A 26518-nucleotide genomic window follows, 5' to 3' on the forward strand; every position below is an offset into this window, starting at 1 on the left:
CGTATTCTATGGGACGGAGCACTCATGTCACCTCGCCCGGAGCCGGCGGACCTGTACCGCCACGGCCTGCGCCTGCTGCTGGACAAGGACATCCCCGCCTGGGTCGACCTGTGGGACGAGAACGGGATCTTCGAATTCCCCTTCGCCCCCGAGGGCTGGCCCACCCGCCTGGAGGGAAAGGCCGCGGTCGCCGACTACATGCGCGGCTACCCCGACCACATCGACCTCCACGCCTTCCCCGAGGTGGCCGTCCACCAGACCACCGAGCCGGAGACCATCGTGGTGGAGATGCGCGGAACGGGCCGCCTGGTGGCGACGGACGCCCCCTTCGACATGCGCTACATCGCCGTGGTGACCGTCAGGAACGGCCTGATCAGCCACTACCGCGACTACTGGAACCCCCTGGCCCTCCCGCAGGACGCGGCGGCCGACTTCACCGGGAGCAGCCGATGACCGAGTCCGACGCCATCCTCGTCCTCGGGGCCACCGGCACCACCGGCAGCCGGCTCGTCGCCCGCCTCGCCGCGGCCGGGCTCCGGGTCACGGCGGCCGGCCGCAGCGCCACCGCCGTGGACGGAGCCCGGGCCGTCCGCTTCGACTGGGACGACCCCGACACGTACGGGGACGCCCTCGCCGGCGCGGACCGCGTCTACCTGATCCCGCCGCCCGGCAGCCCGGACCCGGCCGCGGTCATGCTCCCCTTCCTGCGCCGGGCGCGCGCGGCCGGAGTGCGCCGCGCGGTCCTCCTCAGCTCCTCGGCGATCCCGGCCGGCGGCCCCGCCGTGGGCCGGGTCCACCAGGCCCTGCCCGGCCTGTTCGACGAGTGGGCGGTGCTGCGGCCCTCCTGGTTCATGCAGAACTTCACCGGCGACCACGCGCACGCCCACAGCGTCCGCTCCGAGGGCGTCATCCGCACCGCCGCCGGCGAGGGCCGCGTCGGGTTCGTGGACGCCGAGGACATCGCCGCCGTGGCCTTCCGCGCCCTGACCGACACACGGGCCCCGAACACCGACCTGATCCTCACCGGGCCCTCGGCGCTGAACCACCGCGAGGTCGCCGAGGTCCTCTCCGAGGTCACGGGGCGGTCCGTCGTCCACGAAGAGCTGACTCCCGAGCAGATGCGCGACCGGCTGGCCGCCTTCATGCCCGCCGAGTTCGCGGCCCTGCTCGCCGACATGGACCGTGCCATCGCCGCCGGAGCCGAGGACCGCACCACCGACACCGTGTGGAGCGTGACCGGCCTGCCGCCGCTCGACTTCCGCGCCGTCGCCCTGAGGGAGGCGGGGCGAAGCCGATGAGGCCCTTGCCCAAGATTCTCCCAAGGACGGGGCGGCCCCGGTCCTGCCGACAGCCATCCGGGACCCGCTCCGCCTAGCTTGGTGCGGTGTGACCACCGATGCGCAGAGCCATGAGGGCGGGCGCAGCCCGGCGCGGCGCCGGTTCGTCCGGGCGGCCGTGGCGGGAGCGGCGGTCATCGGCGCCGGACTCGCGTTCAGTGCCCGCGATGCCCCGGCTCCCGCCCGCCCCGGCGCGACCCGCGCCCGGCCCGCCACCCCGGAGGCGGCGCTACGGGAGCTGCTCGCCGGGAACCAGCGCTGGCGGACGCTGCACGAGCGGCACCCCGACGAGACGCGGACCGTACGCCAGGAGCTGGTGGCAGGCCAGCACCCGTTCGCCGTCGTCCTGGGCTGCGTCGACTCCCGGGTCCCGCCGGAACTGGTCTTCGACCAAGGGCTCGGCGACCTGATGACGGTGCGCTCGGCGGGCGAGGTCCTCGACGTGGCGGTGCTGGGGAGCGTCGCGTACGGCGTGGTGGAACTGGGCATCCCGCTGGTCGTGGTGCTGGGGCACCAGTCGTGCGGGGCCGTCGCGGCAGCGGTCCACGCCGACGAGAACGGCATCGAGCCGGCCGGCCCCCTGCGCTACCTCGGGGACCAGATCGGCCCCGCGATCGACCGCCGGCTCCGGGGCGAGGAGCGCGTCGACGCCGCGGTCACGGCCAACGTACGCCGGGTGCGGTCGCGGCTCGCCGGACAACCCGAGCTCGCCGCCAGGATCGCGGCCGGGACGCTGGCCGTCGTCGGCGCCCGGTACGAACTGACCAGCCAGCGGGTCCGGCGGCTCCACTGACCGCGGGCCCTGCCGTACGTCAGGCGGCGCCGCCCGGCCGGGCGCCGCGGAAGGTGCGCCGGTAGGCGTCCGGGGACACGCCCACCGTGCGGTTGAAGTGGCGCCGCAGTGTCGTGGCGGTGCCCATGCCGGTGGCCGCGGCGATCGCCCCGACGGTGTCCTCGGTGGTTTCGAGGAGTTCCTGGGCGCGGTGGATGCGCTGGGTCAGCAGCCAGCGCAGCGGAGTGCTGCCGGTGATGTCGTGGAACACCCGCGCCAGGTGGCGCGAGCTCATGTTCGCCCGGCGGGCCAGGTCCTCCACCGTGAGCGGCTGGTCGAGCCGTCCCATCGCCCAGGTCAGCAGCGCCCCGAGGGGATGGTCGGGGCGTTCGGGCAGCGGCGTGGCGACGAACTGGGCCTGCCCGCCGGCCCGGTGGGGCGGGACGACCAGGCGGCGCGCGACCTGGTTGGCGACAGCCGCGCCGTGGTCGAGGCGGACCAGGTGCAGGCACAGGTCCATCGCGGCGGCCTTGCCCGCGGAGGTGAGCACGCTGCCGTGGTCGACGTAGAGCACGTCCGGATCGACCTCCACCCGGGGGTACTTGGCGGCCAGCGCCGCGGCGTGCAGCCAGTGCGTGGTGGCCCGGCGCCCGTCCAGCAGGCCCGCGGCGGCCAGGACGAACGCGCCCGTGCACAGGGAGGCCACCCGGGCGCCCGCCTCGTGGGCCGCGCGTACGGCGTCGACCAGGTCGGCCGGCGGGTCCCCGTCCGCGTCGGGGCAGGCGGGAACGATCACGGTGTCGGCGCGGACCAACTGGTCGAGCCCCGCGTCGGTCCGGAGCCGGAAGCGGTCGCCGACCGCCGCGGTGTCCGGGCCGCAGACGAGGAACTCGTACCAGGGGTCGACCAGATCGGACCGGTCCACCCCGAACACATCGCAGGCCATGGCGAGTTCGAAGTGCGGGACCCCGGAGGTCACGGCCAGCGCGACAAGGCTCATGTCCGAAAGTGTATGGGCCGTGGCAGTGCTGCCACTCACGGCCGTCCGCCGCCGCGGGCAGGATGGTGATCAGTGATCATCCGCGCACGAGCGCACACGACGGGGGAACCTCATGGGATCGAATCAGACCGCGCCGGTACTGGTCTACGGCGCCTACGGCCACACCGGGCGCTTCGTCGTCCGCGAACTCCTGGACCGGGGGATGACCCCGATCCTGTCCGGCCGCGACCCCGACAAGCTCCAGGCCCTGGCCGCCGCGCTCCCCGGGGCCGCCGGCCTTGAGGTCCGGGCCGCGTCGGCCGGCGAACCGGCCGCGCTCGACCGCGCGCTGCACGGCGCGGGAGCCGTGATCAACTGCGCCGGGCCGTTCGCCGACACGGCGGGACCGGTCATCGAGGCCGCCCTGCGGGCACGGATCCCCTACCTGGACGTCGCGGCGGAAGTGGAGGCCGTCTCCGACACGTTCACCCGGTTCGCGGACCGCGCCCGCGAAGCCGGCGTCGTGGTCCTTCCCGCGATGGCGTTCTACGGCGGGCTCGGCGACCTGATGGCCACCGCCGCGCTCGGCGGCGCGGCGGCGGCCGAGGAGGTCCACATCGCCTACGCCCTCAGCAGCTGGCACCCCACGGCCGGGACCCGCGGATCCGGGAAGGTCTCCCGGAGCCGGCGCGGGGGCCGCCGGCTCGTCTACGCGAGCGGCCGTCTGGGGCACCGCGACGACGCCGCGCCCACCGGGGAGTGGTCCTTCCCCGCCCCGATCGGCGACCGGGCCGTGGTCGGCGAGTTCACCACCGCGGACAGCGTCACCATCCCGCGCCACCTGTCCGCCCCGGACATCCACACCTTCATGACGCTCGACGCCGTCAAGGACGTCCTGGCGCCTGACGCCGCACCGCCGGCGCCGGTCGACGAACGGGGGCGGTCGGCGCAGACCTTCCTCGTCGACGTCACCGTCCGCGCGGGCGGCACCCGGCGCCGCGCGGTGGTCCGCGGCCAGGACATCTACGCCGTCAGCGCGCCGCTGGTCGTCGAGGCGGCCCACCGGATCCTGGGCGCGGAGGTCGAGGCGACGGGAGTCCTCGCGCCCGGCGAGGTCTTCGACGCGCACGCCTTCCTGCGCTCCCTGGCCCCGCACCACCTCTCGTACGAGCTCGGCGAGCCCGGGACCGGGGCGGAGGGCGCCGGCACTTCCCGGAGCTGAGGCCTCCCTTCGCGGAGGGAGGAGGGGCGCGCTCAGTTCTCGGCCCTCGTCTTCAGTCGGTGCAGCCAGGTGTCGAGCGAGGCGTCGAGCGCCTGCTGGAGGGCGGGGGTGTCGGCCTCGACCGGCGCACCGGCCCAGGACTCCTCGGTGTGGACGTGCACGCCGTCCGCGCGCTGGGTGAAGGTCCACACGTGGACCGCGGTGATCCCCTGCGCCGGCCCGCCCCAGGCGATGCGGCGCTCGGGTACGACCTGCTTGACGGTGGAGTCGATGCCGGCGAGGCCGTGGACGGACCAGCGGAACACGGACCCGGCCCGCAGCGGGCCGGGCGTCAGCCTGGTCGCCTCGATCACCTCGGGCTGCCAGGTGGGCCAGGCCTCGATGTCGGTCTGGATCTTCCAGATCCGGTCCAGCGGCGCGTGGATGACGATGTCGTCGCGCGTGATGACGGGGGCCGTGCGGTCGATCTCCACCGGGGGTTCCCCGGGGCCGCAGAGACCCGAGACACCGATCGTGAGCGCGACGGGCAGGGCGGCGGTCTTGGCGAGAAGGGCGGTCAGCACGAGGTTTCTCCTGTGAGTGGTGGGGTGGGTGACGGGGAGCGGGGGAGCGGGGGAGCGGCGGCCGGTCAGGGGACCAGGACGACCTTCCCGGCGACCGTGCCGGACTCGGCCAGCCGCATCGCCTCGCCGACGCGGGCCAGCGGGATCTCGGCGGCCACCTTGGCGGTGATCTCGCCGCTGCGCAGGGCGGCGAACACCTGGGTGAGGTCGGTGCGCAGCCGGGCCCGGAAGCGGTCCTTGGCGTAGGCGCGGCCGGCCCAGATGTTGAAGAAGTACGCGCTGCGGCCGTTGGGCAGCCAGTTCCACAGCCACACCCGGCCCAGCAGCTTGAGCACGGGCGACGCGCCGGAGCCCTCGTCGTCGCGGGTGGCGGCGCTGCCGTACGACACGAGGGTGCCGCCACGGGCCAGCAGCCGCCAGGAGCCGACGATGCCCTCGCCGCCGACGTGGTCGAACACGGCGTCCACCCCGCGGGGCGCCAGCGCCCGCACCCGCGCCGGGACATCGCCGGAACGGTAGTCGACCGGGGTCACCCCGAGCGCGCGCAGGGCGTCGTGGTGGCGGGCGGAGGCGGTGCCGATCACATGGGCGCCCGCGGCCAGCGCCAGCTGGACCAGGACCGAGCCGACCCCTCCGTTGGCGCCGTGGACCAGGACGGTCTGGCCGGCGCGCACCCGGGCCTTGCGGTGGAGCATCTGCCAGGCGGTGATCCCGTTGACGACCGCCGTCTCCGCGTCCACCGCGCTGACGCCCGCCGGTACCTCCACCACGTCGGCGGCGTCGAGCACGACGTGGCTCGCCCAGCCGCCGGTCTTCGTCAGGGCCGCGACCCGGGTGCCCAGCAGACCGCGGTCCACGCCTTCGCCGACGCTCAGCACGGTGCCGACCAGGTCGTATCCCGGCACGAAGGGGAACGGGGGCTGGTCGTAGTACCGGCCGCGGCGCATCTGCTGCTCGGCGAAGGAGACCCCCGTCGCCTCCATCGCGACCACGACCTGCCCTGCCGCCGGCGCCGGGACCGGGCCGCGGTGCAGCTCCAGGCCCTCCGGCTCGACCTTGCCCGGCAGCACGATCTCGATGCGCTCGACGGTGTTCATGGGTGACCTCCGGGTCATTCGCGTTTGTGCTTCTTGTGTTCGTTAGAAGCTATAACCAGAATGAACGGCTGTCACATGGATGTCAAGGGAGCGGCTCGTTCGATCGAAAGGGAGCTTGCCGATGGTGATAGCTTCTAACCAACTGGAGAAGTGAGAGGCGGCGACCATGACCGGAAGCACGAAGACCCCCCGCGAGACCCCGCGCGAGCGGTACCGGCAGCAGGTGCGCGAGGAGGTCAAGGAGAAGGCCTGGCAGCAGATCGCCGGCTCCGGCGCGTCCGCGCTGTCCCTCAACGCCATTGCCAAGCAGATGGGCATGAGCGGGCCGGCGCTCTACCGCTACTTCGCCAACCGCGACGAGCTGATCACCGAGCTCATCCGGGACGCCTACCGCAGCCTCGCCGACGCCTTCCTGGCCGTCGCCGACGCGGGAGCGGGCCGGCCCGCCCTCCCCGAGCTGGCCCGGGTGCTGCGCCGCTGGGCGCTGGCGGACCCGCACCGCTACTTCCTCGTCTACGGCACCCCGGTCCCCGGCTACCACGCGCCGCAGGACATCACCGGGATCGCCTCGGAGATGATGTCGGTCCTCCTCGACGCCTGCGCCGCCGCCGCACCGGAGCCCGCGCCGGGTGCGGAAGCCCACGCCTTCGAGGCACACCTGGCGGACCACCGGGACTGGGCCGAGGGCCACCCGGACGCGACGCCCGCCGTGTTGCGGCTGGCCATGACGTTCTGGAGCCGCCTGCACGGCACGCTGTCCCTGGAACTGGCGGGCCACTTCACCGGGATGGGGCTGGACCCCGCCCTGCTCTTCGAGGCCGAGGTGGACACCCTGACCGCCCGTTGACCGCCCGCTGAGCGGCCGCGACCGGCCCGGGGGCCCGCGTCACCACATCGGCTTGCGCGTACGGGCGTAGACGAACGGGCCCGCCGGGTGGTCCTCGAAGTGCAGGTGCGGGCCCGTGACGTTGCCGGTGGAGCCGACCTTCCCCAGGTGCTGGCCCGCCTTGATGCCCTGGCCCGTGACGACGCCCCGCCACGACAGGTGGCAGTAGACGTACACCCGGCCGTTCTCGGCCCGCAGGCCCACCCAGCTGCCGTACGCGCCGCCCGTGTCGTTCGACCACTGGATCGAGCCGTCGCGGACCGCGACCACCGGGGTCCCCTTCGCCGACGCGTAGTCCTCACCGGTGTGGAAGCCCGCCGCGTACCGCGCGTTCTGGATACCGTAGCGGTAGGTGACGGTGTGCCCGGGCACGGGGGAGGCCACCTTCCCGGCCGCCGCCTCGTCCTGCACCTTGAAGCCGAACTTCGTGCCGAGTGCTCTGAGCGAGTCCGGGCCGGGCAGGCCGTCCGCCTCGGGACCGGAGAAGCCGAGGTGGTGCTGCCACTTCGCGTACGCCTGCCGGGTGCGCTCCCCGAACGTCCCCGGGCCCGACCGGAAGTCCAGCCCCACCGCCTTGGCCAGGGCCTCCTGCACGACCAGGACGCTGTCGTTGTGCGCGCCGAGGCGCAGGTCCGACAGCTTGACGAGCTTGCTCATGATCGGTACCCCCTTCGGTACCCGTTCCGGTCTGAACCGAGGTCAGTACCCGGCCGGCCGACGGTTGGGGTCGAACTGCTGCACCCGCCCCGCCAGGTTCGACCCGTCGCGGTAGACGCCGTACCGGGCCATCACGTAGTGCATGGCCGCACAGATGTTGGCGACGCCGTCGTAGATGGCCTTCGACGTACCGGGCTGGTGGTACGCGGCGAACGTCGTCGGGATGACCTGCATGACCCCGCGCGAGCAGTTGCGGGGATGCCCGTCGCTCTGCTTGGGCCCGGTCGCGTTGCTGTCCCAGCTGTTCACCGCGTTGAAGCGGTACGAGGACTCGCGCTTCGCGGCCACCAGAATGCCCGGCACCCAGCGGGTCGTGGGAACACCGATGATCCGGCAGGCCTCCTTGGCCGCCGCCGTGGTGCTGCCGTCCACCACGAAGCCGAACGTCACGCTCGACGCCGGGATGGCCGTGCGTCCCGTGGCCTCGGCCTCGGCCGCCTCCGGCGCCGGAGCGTCGAAGGAGTTCAGCCCGACGACGGTGAAGCCGCGCCGGCGCCCCAGTTCGGTGAGCGAGAAGCGCCCGAACGCGCCGTCCGCGTCCCCGTCGGTGAGGCCGAGCTTGCGCTGGAACGCGGCCACGGCCGCCTTCGTACGCGGCCCGAACGTGCCGGGCGCGGACGCGTAGTCGAGCCCCACTTCCGCCGCGAGCGCCGCCTGGACGATCCGTACGGAGGTGTTCCGCGCGCCGAACACCACATCGGTGGCCGTCACCGTCACGTCACCGCTCGGCAGCACGGGCCCGGGCCAGCGCCACGACCCGACGGGCGTGCCGCCCCGGTGGTCGTCGGGGTCGGCCGTCGGCGGACATCCGTCCTCGAACGCCGGCGCGAAGTACCCGACCACCTTGGAGCTGCGCCGCTTGATCCGGTGCGAGTAGACCCCGTAGCCCTGCCCCGCGTCGGTGGCGTCCTCGGGAACGGTGTTGCCGCCCTTGGTGTAGACGTGCGTGTCGTCGAAGCCGACGACCAGTTCGGTGTGCCCGCCGCGGGACAGGTTCGTCCACGCCCCGACCGACGGGTACCCGGACCACTGGCCGCGGGTCCTCGCCCAGTCGGTGAACACGGACACGTTGTTGACCTTTGGTACGAGGTGCTCCAGGCCGACGTCGGCGTACATGTCCCAGTCGAACATCACGCACCAGGGCTCGCCGTCCTCCCCGAACTGCCGCCCGAACTGCGTCCGGTTGTCGTATCCGGTCCCGGGAACGTTCGTCTCGTACACGCCTTCGCGGACGCCCTGGACATGATCGACCAGTGCTCGCCATTGGGGAGTCGCCATCGCCGGACCCGTCCTTCCGAGACGCACGCCCGTTCATCCGGGGGCCCCGAGAAGTGTGTGGCGCAGATGCGCAGTACTTCCAGCCAAACAGCCGCGCCGCGTGATCGCCACTGGAGGTTCGCGCGCCCGTACCCGCCGCCCGGACGGGCCGGATCACGCACACTGGCGGAGTCCTTCGCGAAGCACTCCAGGAGCAAGCCCGTGGCCGAGCCCGACTTTCCCACCGTCACCCAGTACGCCAGCCCCGACCTGATCGAGGCGATCGTGTACCGGGGCCACCGGCCCGGTGACGACCCGAGGTGGAGCGAGTCCGGAGCCCCCGACCACGCCTCCTACGCCCGCTGGTGCTCCCACATCTGCGGCATGGCCTGTCTGCGCATGGCCCTGCTGCGCCGCGACGGCCACGCCCCGAGCCTGTTCGACCTCCTCGACGGCGCCCGCGCGTACGGCGCCTACACCGAGGACGCGGACACCGCCGCGATCCGCGGCCTCATCTACGCCCCGTTCGCCGCGTACGCCCGCGCCGAGCACGGCCTGACCGCCGAGGTCCACGGACGGCTCCCGGCCGGCCGCCTCGCCGAACTCCTCGACGCCGGGCAGGTGGTGACGGCCTCCGTCCACAAGGAGATCCGCCGGCCCGACCGTCCCGCCCCCGGCCGGGGCGGCCACCTCGTACTCGTCACCGGCCACCAGAACGGCACGGTCCGCTTCCGCAACCCCTCCGGGCACGCCCCCGCGACCCGCGACGCGGAACTCCCGCTCGACGTCTTCGCCACCTTCTACGCCGAACGCGGGATCGCCCTCGGCTGACGCCGAGGCTCCTCGCGGGACACCGTGACCACGACCGCACGCGCCCGGTTCCGGGGTGCACCGCACCCCCCTTCACGGGCACGGCCATCCACCGCCACCGCCTAGCCTCGGGACATGGACACAGGCAAGGACCCCGCCGACGAGAACGCGCTGGGCGTGTTCCTGCGCGCACGCCGGGCCCGGATCGGCCCCGAGGACACCGGGCTTCCCACGACCGGCCGCCGCAGGGTGCCCGGCCTGCGCCGCGAAGAGGTCGCGACGCTCGCCGGGGTGAGCCCCGACTACTACACGCGCCTGGAGCAGGGCCGCGAACGCCACCCGTCGCAGCAGGTGCTCGAAGCCGTCGCCCGGGCGCTGCGACTGGACGGCGAAGCCGTGGCCCACCTCCACCGCGTGGCCACCCCCGCCCCCCGCCGTACGCGCCCGGCGCCGCGCGTCGAACGGGTCGCCCCGAACCTGAGGCGCCTCCTCGACGGCTGGTCCGACACGCCCGCCTTCGTCCTGGGCCACACCCTGGACGTCCTGGCCCGCAACCAGCTCGCGGGAGCCCTGTTCGCGGGCTTCACCCACGCGGACAACATGCTGCGCATGACGTTCCTGGACCCAGCCGCGCACCACTTCCACCGCGACTGGGACCGGGCCGCCGAAGCGTGCGTGGCGACCCTGCGGCGAGCGGCCGGCATCGACCCCGACGACCGGAGGCTGACGGAACTCGTCGGCGAGCTGTCCGTGAAGAGCGCCGGCTTCCGCACCCTGTGGGCCCGCCACGAGGTGCGAGGCAAGACCCGCGAGGCGAAGCTCTTCCACCACCCCGAGGTCGGTGACCTGGAGCTGCACTACGAGACCTTCACCGTCAACGGCGCCCCCACCCAGCAACTCGTCGTCTACCAGGCCGAGCCGGGCAGCCCCTCCGCCGACGCCCTCGCCCTCCTCGGTTCGCTCAGCGCGGCGCGGCTCTGATCCTGCCCCTCCCCGAGCCGGACGTACGCCCCCGGCTGGGCCGGATGGTGGGTGCCCGGCACCCGGGGGCACGGCGGCCTGGTTCCGGCCGCGGCGCGCGTCGAGGCTGGTGGCCGCGGGCACCAGCCCGCGGCCACCAGGAGGAAGACCCGCTCATGAACGTCCACGACACCACCAGTGACGCCGTCCTCACCCGGATCCGCAGCCGGGCCGCCGACCGGCGGCGCATCCTCTTCACCGGCGCGACCATCGTCACGATGGACCCCCGCCTCGGCGTCATCGACCGCGGCGACCTCCTCGTCGAGGGCGACATCATCACCGCCGTCGGCGCCGGCCTCGGCGCGGCCGGCGCCGACGCCCGCGCCGACACCGTCGTCGTCGACGCGACCGGCACGATCCTCACCCCCGGCTTCGTCGACACGCACCGGCACGCCTGGCAGACCCAGCTGCGCCGGATCATGCCCGATGTCGACGACCTGGGCGCCTACGTCGCGACCACCCTCGCCGGGTACGCCACCGTGTACCGGCCCGAGGACATGTACACCGGCACCCGGCTCGCCGCCCTCACGGCGATCGACAGCGGTATCACGACCATGCTCGACTTCTCCCACAATTCCCGCACCCGCGAGCACTCCGACGCCGCGATCCAGGCCCTCCTCGGCACCGGGATCCGCGGCGTGCACGCCTCCATGGGCCCGCACTTCGGCGCCTGGGACCGGCAGTGGCCCGGTGACCTGACCCGCCTCAAGGACCAGTACTTCGCCGGCGACGACCAGCTGCTGACCCTGCGCCTCGCCGCCCTGGCCACCGACGAGATCGCCGGCCCCGAGCTCGCCTACGGATCCGGGCTCGCCCGAGTCGCCCGGGACCTGGGCGTCGGGGTGAGCGTGGACGCCGTCTTCGGCACGGCCTCCTCCGAGGCGGTGCTGCGCTGGGCCGGGGCGGGCCTCCTCGGCCCCGACGTCACCCTCATCCACGCCACCGGACTCACCACCGCGGCATGGCGGGCGATGGGGGACACCGGCACGACCGTGTCCCTCGCCCCGACCTCGGACGCCCAGATCGGCCTGGAGACCGCGATCCCCGCGGTCGACGAGGCGCTGTCCGCCGGTATCCGGCCCGGTCTGAGCATCGACGTCGAAGTCGCCCTGGCGGGGGACATGTTCACGCAGATGCGGGCCCTGCACACCATCCAGCGGATGCGCGCGGTCAACGCCGTCCACGGCACGGACCGGCAGCCCTCCCGGATCACCACGCACGACGTCCTGGACTTCGCCACCCTCCAGGGCGCCCGCACCAACGGACTCGCCGCGGTCACCGGCTCGCTCACACCGGGCAAAAAGGCCGATCTGCTGGTCATCGGGGCCGAGGACCTCAACAACATGCCGCTCAACGACCCGATCGGCACCGTCGTGCTCGGCACCGACGCGCGCAACATCTGCGCCGTCCTGATCAACGGCGAACCCCGCAAGTGGAACGGGCAGGTCCTGGACGTCGACCTGCCCGCGCTGCGCACGGAGGTGTGCGCCTCGCGCTCGTACGTGCTGAACGCCCCGGCCGTCTGAGGCGCGCGCCTCCCGGGGCCGGGGCGTGCAGCGGCTACCGGTACGGGTCGAAGGGGATGCCGGCCGGCTTCGCCTTGGCGAGGTGGGAGGCGAAGGAGTCGTCCTTCAGTCCGAAGTGCGCACTGCCGAAGTCGGCCTGGCTGAGCTTGTCCCGGAGCGTCGCCGGGTAGCCCGACCAGCCGATCAGCGCGGGGAACTGCCAGGTGCCCCGGTGGTTCTCGGGCGGCTCGTCATTGGAGTTCGCCGCGCGGAAGCAGTGCGTGCCGAGGCCGTCCTTGTGGTAGACGATCTTGGGGTGGGTGCCGTCCCAGCGGATCTGGTCGCGGGTGTGGATGTTGAAATCGCCGTGGGCGGAGGTGGCGACGTACTTCGCCTCGTTGCCCTGGATCCACACCACCACGTGCTCCCAGTCGTGGCGGTGGCCGCCGAGGCTGATGCCGGGAATGGCCTGGTCCTTCTCGAAGTACAGCGCGTACACGACGGCGCACCAGCCGTTGTTGCAGGTGGCGCGGGAGTACCCGTTGGTGTTCGCGAGGTCCGAGGCGTCCCGGCAGCTGCCGTTCAGGGCGCCGGTGGGACTGAGCCCGCCGTTCAGGACCCCGGTGGGTCCGATCGCGGGTGTCGGGTAGCAGCCGTCCGTGTCGTAGTCGTACGCCGGCTGGAAGGTGAGCTCGACGGCCTCGGCGTTCGTGGGGAGCGCCGGGGGCGGAGCCGCGAAGGCCGTCGTGGCCGTGGCGAGGACCAGCGCGAGGGTGGCGCCGACGACGACGGATGATCTCCGGATGTGATGAATCGTCCGCAAAGCAGGCCTCCGGCCGGTCCGTTCGAGGGTGGAGCGCGGATACCGGCCGGGTCGGCCGGCGCACGGGGAGCATCATTCGCGATGCCCGACGGCACAGCAAGGGGCCCGGCACCGGCTGTTCTTTTCGTGATCGGGATGAGCAACACGGCTGCGGTCACGGCGAGTTGGCGCGGACCGTGGGAGCGGGGACGTCGGGCCGCAGGGGGCGGTCCGCGGCGGCGGCTCCGGCGCGGTCGATGGCGGTCGGTTCCCGCTTGAAACAGTGACATGCGTCACGCAGCCCCGTCTGATCACGGAAGCATTACGTCCGCTCAGGCTTCGCCGACATATGGAGATTTCTCCAATTGGAATCGACATTCCCCTCTTCGCCAAGAATGGGCATCTCAAGAAGTGAGATGATCTGGGGCAACCTTCCGTTCCGCAGGTGTTTCTGATGAGCAATCAGCGATCTCATCCGACCTGCCGGAAGCACGGTCAGCATGACTGTCCGCCCATTTCAAGCCCGTCGCACGGCACTGCCGCGCGGGCCGGCGGCGAGACTTGCCAGCCCGTTCCGGGGCTTCTAAGAATGGCGGCCCGGCCCGGCGCTCCCGCAGCTCAGGCTCAGGACGCTTCGCGGAAACCAAGTGAGGTCACGTATGCAGAAGCACCGTAAGAGGACGCACTACAAGAAAATATCGATAGCCGCCGTAACCCTGGGCATCGTGGGCATACCCACCGCCGCCATGGCGTGCCTGGACACTCAGGACTCCGGTGCGACGAAGGCCGCCGGCCGGCACGGCGCGCGCCCCTCCCACAGTGCCCCTGCCCCCAGCGCCCCGGTCGGGAACCTGGCGGGCCTCGAAGGTGCCCCGGTCGAGACGCTCACCCCGGTCGAGTCGGCGAGCCCCACCGCGGCGGCCACGCCGACCGAGGAGACCGCCCCGAGCCCGCAGCGGACGACGCCGTCCACCGCGCCCGTGAAGCCCCCCGTGACGACGAAGCCGGCGAAGCCCAAGCCCCGGCCGACGACGCCCGTGACCTCCGCGAAGCCGGCCACCCCCACCGCGCCGTCCTCCGGACCGGCCGCCGAGGTGGTCGCCCTCGTCAATCAGGAGCGCGCCAAGGCCGGGTGCTCGGCGCTCACGGTCAACCCGAAGCTGACGGCCGCCGCGCTGAACCACAGCCAGGACATGGCCTCGCACAACAACATGTCGCACACCGGCTCCGACGGCTCCGACCCGGGCGAGCGCATCACCCGCGCCGGATACGGCTGGATGACCTACGGCGAGAACGTCGCGTACGGCTACAGCTCGCCCGAGCAGGTCATGGAAGGCTGGATGAACAGCCCCGGCCACCGGGAGAACATCCTCAACTGTTCGTTCAAGGAGATCGGCGTCGGCCTCGCGCAGCCGAACTCCTACTGGACCCAGGACTTCGGCGCGGCCCGCTGACGCGTCCCGCGGGACGCGAGCTCCGGCCCCGCCCCGGCCGGCCGGCCCACCGGTTCCGGTGCGGGGCCGGTCCGGGGCGCGCCCGGCGGGGCGCCTAGCATGGGGGAATGAACCAGCAAGGAGAGAGCCCCAGCCGTACCGCGCTCATCGAGGACCTCATGGGTCGCTTCCCGCACGTACCCAGGGAAGCCGTGATCAAGGAGGACCTGCTCCGGGGCGGCATGGCCTTCGACGAGTCCGCGCTCAGCGGCACCGCCGACGGGGCTTCGGGCGACGTCAAGCCGAAGTCGTACTTCATCTTCTCCTTCGACCACCGCACGCTGCCGGAACTCGGCGCCGCCGCGCTCAACCGGCCGCCCGAGGAGATCGTGCTCACCGGCGGCCCGTACGACCTGCGCCGCACCGTGGTGTCCGTACGGGTCAACCCGGACTCCCCGTACGTCGTGCGCGGCGGTGAGGACGGTGTGCTCGGCCTCTACCTGGACGGCGCGCGGATCGCGGACGTCGGCCTGCCGCCGATGCCGGAGTACTACCGCCACACGCTCTCGAACGGCAAGTCCGTCATGGAGGTCGCACCGACCATCCAGTGGGGCTACCTCGTCTACCTGACGGTCTTCCGGGTCTGCCAGTACTTCGGCGCCAAGGAGGAGTGCCAGTTCTGCGACATCAACCACAACTGGCGTCAGCACAAGGCGGCGGGCCGGCCCTACACGGGCGTGAAGCCGGTCGAGGAGGTGCTGGAGGCCCTGGAGATCATCGACCGGTACGACACCGCCGGCACCTCCCGGGCCTACACCCTCACGGGCGGCTCGATCACCTCGCAGGTCGCCGGCCGTGACGAGGCCGATTTCTACGGCCACTACGCCAAGGCCATCGAGGAGCGGTTCCCCGGCCGCTGGATCGGCAAGGTCGTCGCCCAGGCGCTGCCGCGCGACGCCGTGCAGCGCTTCCACGACTACGGCATCCGGATCTACCACCCCAACTTCGAGGTGTGGGACCGCCGGCTGTTCCAGCTCCACTGCCCGGGCAAGGAGCGCTACGTGGGGCGCGACGAGTGGCACCGCCGGATCCTGGACTCCACCGAGGTGTTCGGGCCGCGCAATGTGATCCCCAACTTCGTCGCGGGCATCGAGATGGCCGAGCCCTTCGGGTTCACCAAGGTCAGCGAGGCGATCGAGTCGACCGCCGAGGGCCTGCGGTTCTTCATGTCGAACGGCGTCGTGCCCCGCTTCACCACCTGGTGCCCGGAGCCGACGACCCCGCTCGGCAAGGCCAATCCCCTCGGCGCTCCGCTGGAGTACCACATCCGCCTGCTGGAGACCTACCGGGCGACCCTTGAGGAGTTCGGCCTGAAGTCCCCGCCCGGCTACGGCCCGGCCGGTCCCGGCCGTGCGGTGTTCTCCGTCAGCTCCTTCATGGACAGCCTGGAAGGCCTGGAGGAGACCGAACCGGCTTCCTGACGCCGGTTCCGCTACGCCTCCCGTACGTAGGCCCCCGCGCGTGCCGCCGCCGCCGCGGCCGTCGCCGCGCGGTCGGCGGCGGCCTCGTCGAGGGGGAGGGCGGTGGTGAGCAGGCGGTAGTAGAGGGGGGCGGACGCCGCGCGGATCACCTCGTGGGCGTCGGTGCCCCCGGGCACCTCGCCGCGGGCGGCGGCCTGCTCGACGCACGGTGCCCACTCCTCGACGCGCACGGCGTAGAAGCCGTGCAGGGCCTCCGCGGCCTTGGGGTCGCAGGTGGCGGCGGCGATCACTGCCTTGAACAGGGCGCCTTGCCGGGGATCGGCCAGCGTCCGCCGCACCAGCCCGGTGTTCGCCTTCAGGTCGCCGAGCAGCGAACCGGTCTCCGTGCGCGGCACGGACTGCTGTGCCATGTCCAGCAGTAGATCGGTGACGAGGCCGGTGACCGAGCCCCAGCGGCGGTAGACCGTCGTCTTCCCCACCTCCGCGCGGCGGGCGATGTCGGCGAGGTCCAGATGGGCGAAACCCTGCTCGGCCAGGACGTCCCCGGCTGCCCGGAGCACCGCCGCCCGCACCCGCGCCGTGCGCCCGCCGGGCCGGGCGGTTCCCGGTCCGGCCTCGGGCCCGGCCTCCGTCAACTCCATAACGGGACTCCTGTTCCATTAGCTGCCGCCAGTTGTTACGCTGAGGCCATCTTAACGGAACTGCGGGACCATTAGGTGGCACCGTGGGGGAGAGGGGACTGGTCATGGAGTACAGGAGGCTGGGTGCGTCCGGGCTTCAGGTGCCGGAGCTGAGCTTCGGCGCAGGCACCTTCGGCGGACGGGGGCCGCTCTTCGGGGCCTGGGGCAACACCGGCGTGGCCGAGGCGCGCCGTCTCGTGGACATCTGCGTCGAGGCCGGGATCACGATGTTCGACACGGCCGACGTCTACTCCAACGGTGCGTCGGAGGAAGTACTGGGGGCGGCCCTCAAGGGCCGCCGGGACCGGGTGCTCATCTCCACCAAGGCCGGTCTGCCCATGGGTGACGGCCCCGCGGACGCGGGCACCTCCCGCTCCCGCCTGATCGCCTCGGTCGACGATGCCCTGCGCCGCCTCGACACCGACTACATCGACCTCTTCCAGCTCCACGCCTTCGACGCCGGGACCCCCGTCGAGGAGGTGCTCTCCACCCTGGACGACCTGGTCCGGGCCGGGAAGATCCGCTACCTCGGCGTCTCCAACTTCTCCGGCTGGCAGACGATGAAATCCCTCGCCGCGGCCGAACGGCACGGCCGGCAGCGCTACGTCGCCCACCAGGTCTACTACTCCCTCCTCGGCCGGGACTACGAATGGGAGCTGATGCCGCTCGGGCTCGACCAGGGGCTGGGCGCGATCGTCTGGAGCCCGCTCGGCTGGGGCCGCCTCACGGGCAAGATCCGCCGCGGCCGGCCGCTGCCCGCCGGCAGCAGGCTGCACGACACCGCCGACTACGGCCCGCCGGTCGAGGAGGAGCACCTCTACCGCGTGGTCGACGCCCTCGACGAGATCGCCCGGGAAACGGGCAAGGCCGTCCCGCAGATCGCGCTGCGCTGGCTGCTCCAGCGCCCGACCGTCTCCTCCGTCATCATCGGCGCCCGCGACGAGGAACAGCTGCGCCAGAACCTCGGCGCCGTCGGCTGGAGCCTCACACCCGAGCAGATGGCCGCGCTCGACGCGGCCAGCCGGCGCGCCGCCCCGTACCCCTACTTCCCGTACGAACGCCAGGAAGGCTTCGCCCGGCTCAACCCGCCGGTGGTGGGCGCCGGTTGAGGGCACGAGGGCGGCAGCGCGCCCGTAGGCGCGCTGCCGGCCCGGCTCAGATGATGTGGATCCGCTCCAGAGCTCCTGCGGTGTCCCGGATCATCAGGTCGTGCCCCTTGGCGCGCTCGCGCTCGATGAAACCCAGCAGCAGTACGGCCCTGTTGATGACATCGGACTTGCTGACACCGCTGGCGGCGACGAGTTCGGCGACCGCCGTCACGGCCGGCGGGCAGAGCGTCACGGAGTAGCGCTCGGTATCGGGGTGGCTGGGGACCTGGTCCACGGTGCCGCCTTCCTGTCGGTGAAGTGGGCACCAGATTTGCACAGTTGTGAGGCGAAGGTGTGGGGTTTATGCACCTCGTCCTCGCTATGCACTGCCCGTCATACGGGCGAACACGACCACGTTGCTGTCGTAGTAGTGCTTCTTCGGGTCGAAGTCGCCGCCGCAGGTGACCAGGCGCAGGCCCGCGTAGTCGAGGTTCTTGTACACCTCAAGGGTCGGGAACTCGGCCTTCGGGTACTCGGCGACGCGGTCCACGGTGAAGGTGGCCGTCTTGTTGTCCTGCCGGGTCACCTTGATGGTGTCGCCGGCCTTCATCGTCTTCAGCTTCTGGAACACGGCCGCCGCGCCGTTCCACGTGACGTGGCCGGCGATGATGGCCGGCCCTTGGGAACCGGGCGTCGGTCCCGGCTCGTACCAGCCCGCGAGGCCGGGGTCCTTCGGGGTCTGCATGGTTCCGTCCGTGTTCTGCCGCAGCGTCTCCAGGGAGCTGGAGAGGCCGAGGGACGGGATGCTGATCTTCTGCGGCTCCGACCGGGTGAGGGTCCCCTTGGCGGGGGCCGAACCGCTCTGCGCTCCGGCCCCGGGGGAGGCGGGGCGGCCACTGGCGGCCGCCTTGCCCGAGGGGGCGGCGCCGCCCGCGGCCGGAGCCGCGGCCTGCGGGGCCTGTCCCTGAGGGGCCGCGGGCGCGGCCGTGTCCGAGCCGCCGCACCCCGCGAGGAGCAGCGTGGCGAGGGCGGCGCCGGCCAGCGGGACCGCGACCCGGCGGCGGCGCGGCCGCCCGCCGGACCCGGGGGGTGTGGTGGGCGTGGTGGGCGTGGTGGGTACGACCCGTAGGGCGGGGGCGCCGGACCGGGTGGGTGTGGCGGGTTCGGCCCGTACGGCGGGGGTGCCCGGTACTGCGGGTACGAGACGCACGGCCGGTGCGGAGGCGGAGACGCGGCGGGGACTCACGCGGCGCCCCCCGTGGACTCCTCGCGGACGGGGACCGCGACGGCCCGCCTCCGCGAGATGACCACCGCGCCGACCGCCGCCAGCGATGCGGCGAACGCCGCCGCGGCCGTCGCCGTGGCCGGCACCATCGCGCTCTCCTCGGAACCGCCGCCGGTCTCGATGCCGCCGACCGGAATGGAGCCCACGGACGCGCCCATGACCATCCCGCAGTTCGTCGGGGCCGTGGCCTCCTGCGGCAGCTTCGGGTCGAGCTCGCTCTTGCCGGCGCCCTCGAAGTCGTACTTCTTGTTGTTGTTGGGGTCGATGCCGTGCTGTACGACGTGCAGGTCCTTGATGTGGTCGACCACGGCCTGCGATACGGGGATCGTCCGCTTGTAGGAGACCTTGCCCTGCTTGTCGGCGACGGGCATCCGCTCCACGGCGAGGCCGCTGGTCGCCTGGGTGTCCCCGGACGTGGTGAGCGAGATGTTGATGTCGCCGTAGTCCTTCGTGGCCTCGGTGTTGCTGAGGATCCCGTCCCGGTTGGTGTCGTCGCTCGCGTCCGGGCAGTGGAAGTCGTGCCCGTTGGTCGAGCCGTGCAGGTGCTGGGCCGAGGGCTGTCCGGGAACCATGCCCTCGGATTCGATCTGCACGGTCAGCTGGGTGCCCTTGAGGCTGAGCATGACCGTACCCCGGGAACCGGAGTTGTTGAGCTGCGCCAGGTCGATCTGGTAAGCCTTTCCGTCCTCCGCGAGGGCGGGACCGGACAGGCCCAGGCTCAGGAACACGGCGGCGGGCACGGCGGCGAGTGCCACGAGGCGACCAGTGGGCTTGGCTATCACATTCGCTCCTGTTCCGCGGGTTCCCGGGACGGGAATCGCAGATCGTACGGGGGGTGAAGCGAGCTCCCGGAGGGGGTCTCACTGTGTCTTCGGAGCGCCAACTGCCTTGGATTGGCGCTTACTTGAAAATTTTTCCGAGAACCGGCAGCGGCGCCGTCCGCTGCTACGCGGCGGACTTCGACGGGACCGGTTCCGTCCGGGCCGGCAGCGGTCCGCCGGTCATCCAGATGCGGGACATCTCTTGTGCCAGGACGGGGGAGCTGGCAGCCTCGCAGAGCATCTCTCCGAGCACGAGCATCCCGAGTGCGGTGCACTTCGGATCGGTGTTCCGGTGCAGCCACATCACCGCCTTCATCATGGGCCGACGGCCCAGGGAAAGCCCTGTTCTGCCCACTTCGGCCGCCGCTTCGAGGGCGGGAACCTCCCCTTCGAACGAAAGGGCTTCCGCGTGATGGACTCCCGGCGGTGCGACAGCGTCCCGCACGTGCCGGAAACGCCCCTCCGGCGGGGCCTGCCAGTTCTCGAAGGTATTGCGGAATCCAGTGATGCGGAGAACTGAATTCTGTGTGCGGAGCTCGATGAAGAGCTCGATGAACAACCCTCTCAGCTGAATGCGGACGGGCAGGTACCGAGCGCTCACCTCCTCGTTTCCCGCTCGCCCGGGCAGACACTGCGCCAGCGCGGCCCGGGACCGGATGGACGAGGCGAGCAGCCGGTAATCGCCCACGGAAGCGTGTGCCACAGAAAACGACACGGGCTTCAATACGATGGCGCGCATCAGTTCGCCGAGCCGGAAATCGGACTCCCGGGAGGGAAGTACACCGTATTCGCATTGACCTCCACCGGATCTCCCATCCTGCCGCCCGCACGCACAACAGTGGGCGGTCGGCATCATTCGGTGTTGCCGGACTTCCTTCGGTCCGGTCCTTTGTAGTCGGTCATGCGGCGGTGGAGCGGGTATTTACCCTCTGATGCTAAGAACTGATCACGCCGTCGCGTCCCGCGGCGCCCGGTGTGTGATCGCGCGATGCCCGCCGCACACGGGGGCGGCGGGCATCGCACATCGGCGGGACGGGTGGCCGGTCGGGCGGCCGTTCTCGGAGCGGCGGTCCGTCAGCGCGCGGTCGCGGGCGCGGTGCCGGCGGGCCGCGGGGCGCGGCGCATGGCCCACAAAGTCGGCCCGCCGCCGGGGAGTTCGACCTCGCCGACCACCTCGAAGCCGAAGTGCTCGTAGAAGGGGAGGTTGGACGCCTTGGAGGACTCCAGGTAGGTCGCCAGACCGTCCGCGTCGGCCTTGGCGAGGCCCGAGCGCAGGAGGGCGGCTCCGTGTCCCCGGCCCTGGGCGGCCGGGTCCGCGCCGAGCACGGCCAGGTACCAGTGCGGTTCCTGGGGTCCGTGCCCGGCCGCGGCCTCCGCGGCCTGCCGGAACAGCGCGGCCCGGTCGCCGAGGATCTCCGAGAGCTCCCGGACGGTCTCCGCGTCGGGAACGGCCTTGTCCTGTGCGCCCGGCGGCACCCAGTAGGCGGCCGCCGACCCGGTGTGCTCGCAGACGCCGTGGAGGGCGTACTGCCGGAGGAAGAGGGTGCTGAAGTAACGGGCCATCCCCGCCTCGCGCGTGGCCTCGTCGGGGAAGAACCAGCGCATCATCGGGTCGTCGCCGAAAGCGCGGGCCAGGTTGCGGCCGATCGGTGCGGCGTCGTCGATCGTTGCCGGTTCCGGAGTGTTCGTTATCGACATACGGGTCATTCTGCATCCGATGATCTTGGACGCCCGAGCCGGGTGCGCCCCGCCGGCGCGGACGCCCCGCTCACTCCCCGAAGGCGCCGTGCCGGCCCGCGCCCGAGGCGAAACGGCCCGCCCCCGCCCGGGTTTCACCCGCGGTCAGCGGCACCAGCCCGTGCCGGTATTCTCCGGCCAGCGCCTCGGCCTCGCTCAGCCCGTGCTGCTCCAGGACGGACAGCCGGTCGTGGCGCAGGCACAGCTGGGGGAACGCGGCGATCTCGCGGGCCAGTTCCTCGGCCGCCTGCCGGGACCGCCCCGCGGGCACCACGCGGTGGGCGAGGCCGATGTCGTACGCCTCGGCGGCGCCGACCGGACGGCCCGTCAGGATCATGTCCATGGCCCGGCTCTCGCCGATCAGGCGGGGCAGCCGCACCGTGCCGCCGTCGATCAGCGGCACGCCCCAGCGGCGGCAGAACACACCGAAGACCGCGTCCTCCTCAACGACCCGCAGATCGCACCAGAGCGCCAACTCCAGGCCCCCCGCCACCGCGTGCCCGGCCACGGCCGCGACCACCGGCTTGCTCAGCCGCATCCGGGTCGGCCCCATGGGACCGTCCCCCGAGGCGAGCACCTGATTGCCGCGCTCGGTGCCGATGGCCTTCAGGTCCGCGCCCGCGCAGAACGTCCCGCCCTCGCCCCAGAGCACCGCGACCGCCGCGTCCTCGTCGGCCTCGAACGCCCGGAACGCGTCGGCGAGCCGCGCCGCCGTCGGACCGTCCACGGCGTTGCGGACCGCCGGCCTGCTCAGGACCACCGTGAACACCGGCCCGTCCCGCTCCACCCGCACCGAGGCCTGCTCCTCCACCATGCCGCACCCCTCCCCTTCGCGAGCCTCCATTGTGGGGGTGGCGAACGCGGCACGGCCGGCCGCACAGGGCGACCGGCCGTGACGAGTGGCGTGAACCGGCTCCGGCGTGCCGACGGGCAGACCGGGGGCGGGTGCTTAGACGGGCGTGCCCGAGATGGGCGTGAAGCCGGCGCCGCACGCCGCGGGCAGCGTCGCCGGAGTGAACGGCGCACCGCTGGCCGTGGCGCACTGGGCCTGGTAGAGGGTGCCGTTGCTGCCCAGCAGGGTGATGTACAGGTTGCCGGGGTCTTCCTCGGTGGCCGAGAGGGCGGTCTCCTGGGCGCAGGTCGGCGCGCCCGGGAGGAGGGCGAGGTTGATCCAGACCCCCGGGTTGCGGCTGTCGTTGAGGAACGCGTGGCCCTGACGGTCGGTCGCCGCGCGGAACAGGGTCTCGAACAGGCCGCTTCCGGAGTAGTCGACCACGGCCGAGCTGACGTCACGCTCGGACGAACACCGGGGGGTGGTGGGCCTGGCGGGGGTGGTGCTGGCGGGCCTGCCCTTCGCGGGCTTGCCCTTGGCCGGCTGGCCCTTGGCCGTGCCCTTGGGGTCCGGTCCGCCGTGGGCGGCCGCCGCCGGCATGGCCAGCGCCCCCAGGAGCATGGCTCCCGATACCGCGGCGACACCCCGCGCAGCCCAAGTGAGCTTCCTCATGTGCTTCCTTCCGGTGAGTGCGAGCCCGCCTCCCCATGACGTGGAAGGCAAGCCTTCGCAGGAGGCCCGACCCTCCACGCACGGTCGGTCGCGGCCCCTGCCCGGGAGGAACCTCGCACGCCGATCCCGAACGGATCAGCACACCATTCCGAGTCGTCACCCGTACGGGGCGTGGTGTGGCCCCGAATGGAAGGGGGACGCCGGCGCCCGCCCGAAGCGGGCGCGCGGCCGTCCCGGCGCGGTTCAGCCCGCGGCGAGGAGGGTGAGGGTGTCGATCACGCGGTTCGAGAAGCCCCACTCGTTGTCGTACCAGGCGACCACCTTGATGTGGCGGCCCTCGACGCGGGTGAGCTCCGAGTCGAAGATCGAGGAGGCGGGGTTGCCCGTGATGTCGGAGGACACCAGCGGGTCGTCCGAGTATTCGAGCACGCCGGCCAGCGGGCCCGAAGCCGCGGCGCGGTAGGCCGCCAGGACGTCCTCGCGCGTCACGTCACGGGCGACCGTCGTGTTGAGTTCGACGATCGAGCCCACCGGTACCGGCACCCGGATCGAGTCGCCCGACAGCTTGCCCTCAAGGTTGGGCAGCACGAGGCCGATCGCCTTCGCGGCGCCCGTCGTGGTCGGCACGATGTTGACACCGGCGGCGCGGGCGCGGCGGGGGTCGCGGTGCGGACCGTCCTGCAGGTTCTGCTCCTGCGTGTAGGCGTGCACCGTCGTCATGAAACCGTGCTCGATGCCCGCGAGGTCGTCGAGGACGGCGGCCAGCGGCGCGAGCGCGTTGGTCGTGCACGAGGCGTTCGAGACGATCGTGTGCTGGGCCGGGTCGTACGCGTCGGTGTTGACCCCGAACGCGAGCGTGACGTCGGCGCCGTCCGAAGGAGCGCTGACGAGGACCTTCTTCGCACCCGCCTTGACGTGCCCGCGGGCGGCCTCGGCCGACGTGAAGCGGCCGGTCGCCTCCAGCACGATGTCGACGCCGAGTTCGGCCCACGGCAGCTGCTCCGGCTCCCGCTCCGCGAGGACGGTGATGCGGCGGCCGTCGACGACGAGGGTGTTCCCGTCGACCGTCACCGGGCGGCCGAGCCGGCCGGACGTGCTGTCGTACGCGAGCAGCCGCGCGAGGGTGGCGGGCTCCGTGAGGTCGTTGACGGCGACGACCTCCAGGTCGCTGTCGCGTTCGAGGAGCGCGCGGAGCACGTTGCGTCCGATGCGGCCGAATCCGTTGATGGCGATGCGAGTCATGAGCCATGTCCCTTCTGCTTCTGTTCGCCACCAGAGTCGCGCCCGGCGGCCGCGCACGACAGCGGCGTGATTGCCATGGTTCAAAAGGATCTCGCCACGCGAGGGAGGACGCCGGGGGCGAGGTACGAAAGAGAGGGCTCAGGAGCCCTGGGTGAAGGTGCGCCGGTACTCGCTCGGGGTGGTGTCGAGGATGCGCTGGAAGTGCAGCCGCAGGTTCGCGCCGGTTCCGAGCCCGACATCCCCCGCGATCTGCTCGACGCTGCGCTCCGAACGCTCCAGCAGCTCACGGGCCACGTCGATCCGGGCGCGCATCACCCACTGCATCGGCGTGTAGCCCGTGTCCTCGACGAACCGCCGCGAGAACGTACGGGGCGACACCCCCGCGTGCTGGGCCAGCGCCTCCAGGGTGAGCGGCTCGCCGAGCCGGTGCAGCGCCCACTCACGGGTGGCGGCGAACCGCTCGCCGAGCGGCTCGGGCACGCTGCGCGGCACGTACTGCGCCTGGCCGCCGCTGCGGTAGGGGGCCGCGACCAGCCGCCGGGCCGCGTGGTTCGAGGCGGCCACACCGAGGTCGCCGCGCAGGACGTGCAGGCAGAGGTCGATGCCCGAGGCGGCGCCGGCCGAGGTCAGCACGCTGCCCTCGTCGACGAACAGGACGTTCTCGTCGAGCTGGACGAGCGGGTGTTTCGCCGCGAGCGCCCGCGCGTAGTGCCAGTGGGTCGTGGCGCGCTTGCCGTCGAGGAGGCCGGTCGCGGCGAGCGCGAACGCGCCCGTCGAGATGGCCGCGAGCCGCGCGCCCCGGTCGTGGGCCGAGATCAGCGCCTCGATCACGGCCTCCGGCGGATCCTCGCGGTCGGGGAACCGGTAGCCGGGGACGAAGACGATGTCGGCCCAGCCGAGCGCGTCGAGCCCGTGGGTCACGTAGTACGACAGCCCGTCGCCGCCGGTCACGAGGCCCGGCGCCGCCCCGCAGACCCGCACCTCGTACGGCATGCTCGCCCGGGTCGCGAAGACCTGCGCGGGAATCCCGACATCGAGGGGCTTCGCACCCTCCAGTACGAGGACGGCGACGCGATGCAGGCGGGAGGCGGACACGGACTGAGCGTACGCGCAGGCTCAGATGCCGATGTTGGCCAGGCTGACGCCGAGGTTGCGCAGGGCCGCGGCCAGGGAGGGGTGGCGCACCTCGAAGCGCTCCGCAGCGTGGTTCAGCGACGTGGCCGTCCCGGGGGCGTCGGCGGCCGTGCGGTCCGCCGCCAGGTCGTCCAGCAGGGACTCCAGGTGTGCGCGTTCCTGCGGCGTGAGGCGGGAGTCCGTCGCCCGCACCTCCTCGCGCAGGGCCTCCAGATGTGCGTTCGTCGCGTGGTTCGACACCGCGCCTCCTCGGTTGCTCGCCGCCCGTGCCGGGGATTTCTTTCCCCCGGGCGGATACCGTCCGGTTGCCCGCCGATGGTGAAGGTACACCTGTCCGTCCCCGGCGGATCTTCACGGCACCCCGGGGGTGGACCACATCGGCCAGGGGGTCAGGGGCAGGACTCCTGCGTTTTGACGACGGTGAAGGAGAGCGGCTGCCCGCTCAGCGCGGCTCCCGCCTTCGGATCCTGGGTGCACACCTTCCAGTTCGACTCCTGGAGCACCATGCGGTTCTGGAGGGCGTCCTTGACGGTGACGCCGGCATTCGACGGCAGGCTCGCCCGGACCGCCTTCATGCCCTTGCCGGTGAAGTCCGGCATGGTCTTGCCCACCGGCTGCGGGGCGGGCGCGTCGGCGGCCGGACAGGACTCCTCCAGCTTCACCGCGCCGAAGTCGACGGTGGTGCCGGTGTCGACCTTCGCGCCGCCGGCGGGAGTCTGGCTGCACACCTTCCAGTTGCGGTCCAGGGCCTGGAGCCGTTCCTGGCCGAGGCTGTCGTGGGACTTCAGGGAGAAGAAGCCCGCGGCCTGGGCCTCGTCCTGTGCGGTCTGGAGGCCCTTGCCGACGAGTTGGGGGAGGGTGGCCGTCGTCGTCTTGCCGGGTGTCTTGCCGGGACCCTTCCCCGAGGCCGTGGCCGAGGGGGCGGAGGTTCCGGCGCCGGTGGTGGAGGCCTTGCCGTCCGGGCCGGCGGCCTGCGGGTCGCAGGCCGTGAGGGCGAGGGCGCCGACGGCGGCGATCAGCAGGGCGGTGGTGGTGCGGTGCGTGCGCATCCGTACATGGTTGCCCACGGCGCGTAGCGGACGGGCGGGAGTGACATTCCTGTGACGTGCGGGACGACGACACCCTCCGGGAGGGGCCGGCCGGGCA

Annotated in this window: 29 protein-coding genes; 11 read left to right on the forward strand and 18 right to left on the reverse strand. The window is 72.4% G+C overall.

The window, feature by feature from the left end; all coding sequences use genetic code 11:
- Positions 1 to 24 precede the first annotated feature (24 nt).
- The 3 genes from IE248_RS12820 to IE248_RS12830 all read left to right on the forward strand — a co-directional run bounded on the left by IE248_RS12820 (position 25) and on the right by IE248_RS12830 (position 2130).
- Positions 25 to 453: a nuclear transport factor 2 family protein gene (locus IE248_RS12820; RefSeq protein ID WP_190030772.1), complete on the forward strand. Its 429-nt coding sequence runs from the start codon at positions 25 to 27 to the stop codon at positions 451 to 453.
- A complete protein-coding gene (locus IE248_RS12825) occupies positions 450 to 1298 on the forward strand; it encodes an NmrA family NAD(P)-binding protein (protein ID WP_190030773.1) in 849 nt (282 codons plus the stop codon). The genes IE248_RS12820 and IE248_RS12825 overlap by 4 nt, the downstream gene beginning before the upstream one ends.
- An 88-nt stretch (positions 1299 to 1386) precedes the next feature.
- Complete coding sequence (locus tag IE248_RS12830; RefSeq protein ID WP_037799048.1) at positions 1387 to 2130, forward strand: carbonic anhydrase; 744 nt, start codon at positions 1387 to 1389, stop codon at positions 2128 to 2130.
- 19 nt (positions 2131 to 2149) lie between these two features.
- On the opposite strand, the gene IE248_RS12835 is transcribed toward IE248_RS12830, so the two are convergent.
- Positions 2150 to 3109: a helix-turn-helix domain-containing protein gene (locus tag IE248_RS12835; RefSeq protein ID WP_037799052.1), complete on the reverse strand. Its 960-nt coding sequence runs from the start codon at positions 3107 to 3109 to the stop codon at positions 2150 to 2152.
- A 112-nt stretch (positions 3110 to 3221) separates the two neighbouring features.
- Between IE248_RS12835 and IE248_RS12840 the strand changes: the two genes are divergently transcribed.
- Positions 3222 to 4310, forward strand: a complete 1089-nt coding sequence (locus tag IE248_RS12840) for a saccharopine dehydrogenase family protein (RefSeq protein ID WP_190030774.1) — start codon at positions 3222 to 3224, stop codon at positions 4308 to 4310.
- Positions 4311 to 4342: 32 nt separating this feature from the next.
- On the opposite strand, the gene IE248_RS12845 is transcribed toward IE248_RS12840, so the two are convergent.
- Both IE248_RS12845 and IE248_RS12850 read right to left on the reverse strand, forming a co-directional pair.
- On the reverse strand, positions 4343 to 4873 hold the full coding sequence (locus tag IE248_RS12845; protein ID WP_073796487.1) for an SRPBCC family protein: 531 nt from the start codon (positions 4871 to 4873) through the stop codon (positions 4343 to 4345).
- Between the two features lie 65 nt (positions 4874 to 4938).
- Positions 4939 to 5970 carry a medium chain dehydrogenase/reductase family protein gene (locus IE248_RS12850; protein ID WP_037799063.1) on the reverse strand — a complete coding sequence of 344 codons (1032 nt, stop codon included), beginning with the start codon at positions 5968 to 5970 and terminating at the stop codon, positions 4939 to 4941.
- 166 nt (positions 5971 to 6136) lie between these two features.
- Here IE248_RS12850 and IE248_RS12855 point away from each other — a divergent pair, with 166 nt between their 5' ends.
- Entirely contained in the window at positions 6137 to 6817 is a 681-nt protein-coding gene (locus IE248_RS12855) for a TetR/AcrR family transcriptional regulator (protein ID WP_008742171.1), read from the forward strand.
- 39 nt (positions 6818 to 6856) lie between these two features.
- Here the strand turns inward: IE248_RS12855 and IE248_RS12860 are convergent, their stop codons facing one another.
- Positions 6857 to 7513, reverse strand: a complete 657-nt coding sequence (locus tag IE248_RS12860) for a M23 family metallopeptidase (RefSeq protein ID WP_073796484.1) — start codon at positions 7511 to 7513, stop codon at positions 6857 to 6859.
- Between the two features lie 42 nt (positions 7514 to 7555).
- Entirely contained in the window at positions 7556 to 8851 is a 1296-nt protein-coding gene (locus tag IE248_RS12865) for a peptidoglycan-binding protein (RefSeq protein WP_100580767.1), read from the reverse strand.
- Between the two features lie 201 nt (positions 8852 to 9052).
- Between IE248_RS12865 and IE248_RS12870 the strand changes: the two genes are divergently transcribed.
- From IE248_RS12870 to IE248_RS12880, 3 genes are all read left to right on the forward strand, one after another.
- A complete protein-coding gene (locus IE248_RS12870) occupies positions 9053 to 9661 on the forward strand; it encodes a peptidase (RefSeq protein WP_159031943.1) in 609 nt (202 codons plus the stop codon).
- Positions 9662 to 9775: 114 nt separating this feature from the next.
- The gene (locus tag IE248_RS12875; protein ID WP_073796481.1) at positions 9776 to 10621 is read left to right on the forward strand and encodes a helix-turn-helix transcriptional regulator; all 846 of its coding nucleotides are present in this window, start codon (positions 9776 to 9778) and stop codon (positions 10619 to 10621) included.
- Positions 10622 to 10776: 155 nt separating this feature from the next.
- Complete coding sequence (locus IE248_RS12880; protein WP_073796480.1) at positions 10777 to 12186, forward strand: amidohydrolase family protein; 1410 nt, start codon at positions 10777 to 10779, stop codon at positions 12184 to 12186.
- A gap of 34 nt (positions 12187 to 12220) precedes the next feature.
- On the opposite strand, the gene IE248_RS12885 is transcribed toward IE248_RS12880, so the two are convergent.
- Complete coding sequence (locus IE248_RS12885) at positions 12221 to 12988, reverse strand: NPP1 family protein (protein WP_073796479.1); 768 nt, start codon at positions 12986 to 12988, stop codon at positions 12221 to 12223.
- Positions 12989 to 13626: 638 nt separating this feature from the next.
- Between IE248_RS12885 and IE248_RS12890 the strand changes: the two genes are divergently transcribed.
- Positions 13627 to 14421, forward strand: a complete 795-nt coding sequence (locus IE248_RS12890; RefSeq protein WP_073796478.1) for a CAP domain-containing protein — start codon at positions 13627 to 13629, stop codon at positions 14419 to 14421.
- Between the two features lie 107 nt (positions 14422 to 14528).
- Entirely contained in the window at positions 14529 to 15881 is a 1353-nt protein-coding gene (locus IE248_RS12895; protein ID WP_008742181.1) for a radical SAM protein, read from the forward strand.
- 11 nt (positions 15882 to 15892) lie between these two features.
- Here the strand turns inward: IE248_RS12895 and IE248_RS12900 are convergent, their stop codons facing one another.
- The gene (locus tag IE248_RS12900; protein ID WP_190030775.1) at positions 15893 to 16522 is read right to left on the reverse strand and encodes a TetR/AcrR family transcriptional regulator; all 630 of its coding nucleotides are present in this window, start codon (positions 16520 to 16522) and stop codon (positions 15893 to 15895) included.
- A gap of 104 nt (positions 16523 to 16626) precedes the next feature.
- Between IE248_RS12900 and IE248_RS12905 the strand changes: the two genes are divergently transcribed.
- Positions 16627 to 17670 carry an aldo/keto reductase gene (locus IE248_RS12905; protein WP_073796476.1) on the forward strand — a complete coding sequence of 348 codons (1044 nt, stop codon included), beginning with the start codon at positions 16627 to 16629 and terminating at the stop codon, positions 17668 to 17670.
- A 46-nt stretch (positions 17671 to 17716) separates the two neighbouring features.
- On the opposite strand, the gene IE248_RS12910 is transcribed toward IE248_RS12905, so the two are convergent.
- The 11 genes from IE248_RS12910 to IE248_RS12960 form a co-directional block, all read right to left on the reverse strand.
- Positions 17717 to 17944 (reverse strand): hypothetical protein, encoded by a 228-nt coding sequence (locus IE248_RS12910; protein ID WP_008742184.1) that lies wholly within the window; start codon positions 17942 to 17944, stop codon positions 17717 to 17719.
- An 84-nt stretch (positions 17945 to 18028) separates the two neighbouring features.
- The gene (locus IE248_RS38165) at positions 18029 to 18895 is read right to left on the reverse strand and encodes a class F sortase (RefSeq protein WP_268254047.1); all 867 of its coding nucleotides are present in this window, start codon (positions 18893 to 18895) and stop codon (positions 18029 to 18031) included.
- Positions 18892 to 19716 carry a hypothetical protein gene (locus IE248_RS12920; RefSeq protein ID WP_037793839.1) on the reverse strand — a complete coding sequence of 275 codons (825 nt, stop codon included), beginning with the start codon at positions 19714 to 19716 and terminating at the stop codon, positions 18892 to 18894. Before IE248_RS12920 ends, IE248_RS38165 begins: the two co-directional genes overlap by 4 nt.
- A 163-nt stretch (positions 19717 to 19879) precedes the next feature.
- Positions 19880 to 20494: a ribosome-inactivating family protein gene (locus tag IE248_RS12925; protein ID WP_008742187.1), complete on the reverse strand. Its 615-nt coding sequence runs from the start codon at positions 20492 to 20494 to the stop codon at positions 19880 to 19882.
- A gap of 335 nt (positions 20495 to 20829) precedes the next feature.
- On the reverse strand, positions 20830 to 21462 hold the full coding sequence (locus tag IE248_RS12930; protein WP_100580764.1) for a GNAT family N-acetyltransferase: 633 nt from the start codon (positions 21460 to 21462) through the stop codon (positions 20830 to 20832).
- Positions 21463 to 21523: 61 nt separating this feature from the next.
- On the reverse strand, positions 21524 to 22306 hold the full coding sequence (locus IE248_RS12935; protein WP_190030776.1) for a crotonase/enoyl-CoA hydratase family protein: 783 nt from the start codon (positions 22304 to 22306) through the stop codon (positions 21524 to 21526).
- A gap of 135 nt (positions 22307 to 22441) precedes the next feature.
- On the reverse strand, positions 22442 to 22996 hold the full coding sequence (locus IE248_RS12940; RefSeq protein WP_124290629.1) for a hypothetical protein: 555 nt from the start codon (positions 22994 to 22996) through the stop codon (positions 22442 to 22444).
- A gap of 243 nt (positions 22997 to 23239) precedes the next feature.
- Positions 23240 to 24238, reverse strand: coding sequence for a type I glyceraldehyde-3-phosphate dehydrogenase (gap, locus tag IE248_RS12945; RefSeq protein ID WP_100580763.1), 999 nt, complete (start codon positions 24236 to 24238; stop codon positions 23240 to 23242).
- Positions 24239 to 24376: 138 nt separating this feature from the next.
- Entirely contained in the window at positions 24377 to 25333 is a 957-nt protein-coding gene (locus tag IE248_RS12950; RefSeq protein WP_100580762.1) for a GlxA family transcriptional regulator, read from the reverse strand.
- 21 nt (positions 25334 to 25354) lie between these two features.
- Positions 25355 to 25612, reverse strand: coding sequence for a DUF4404 family protein (locus IE248_RS12955; RefSeq protein ID WP_037793847.1), 258 nt, complete (start codon positions 25610 to 25612; stop codon positions 25355 to 25357).
- Positions 25613 to 25761: 149 nt separating this feature from the next.
- Positions 25762 to 26421 carry a PASTA domain-containing protein gene (locus IE248_RS12960; protein WP_159031942.1) on the reverse strand — a complete coding sequence of 220 codons (660 nt, stop codon included), beginning with the start codon at positions 26419 to 26421 and terminating at the stop codon, positions 25762 to 25764.
- Positions 26422 to 26518 lie beyond the last annotated feature (97 nt).

The sequence above is a fragment of the Streptomyces goshikiensis genome (genome assembly GCF_014650555.1).
GTDB lineage: Bacteria > Actinomycetota > Actinomycetes > Streptomycetales > Streptomycetaceae > Streptomyces > Streptomyces goshikiensis.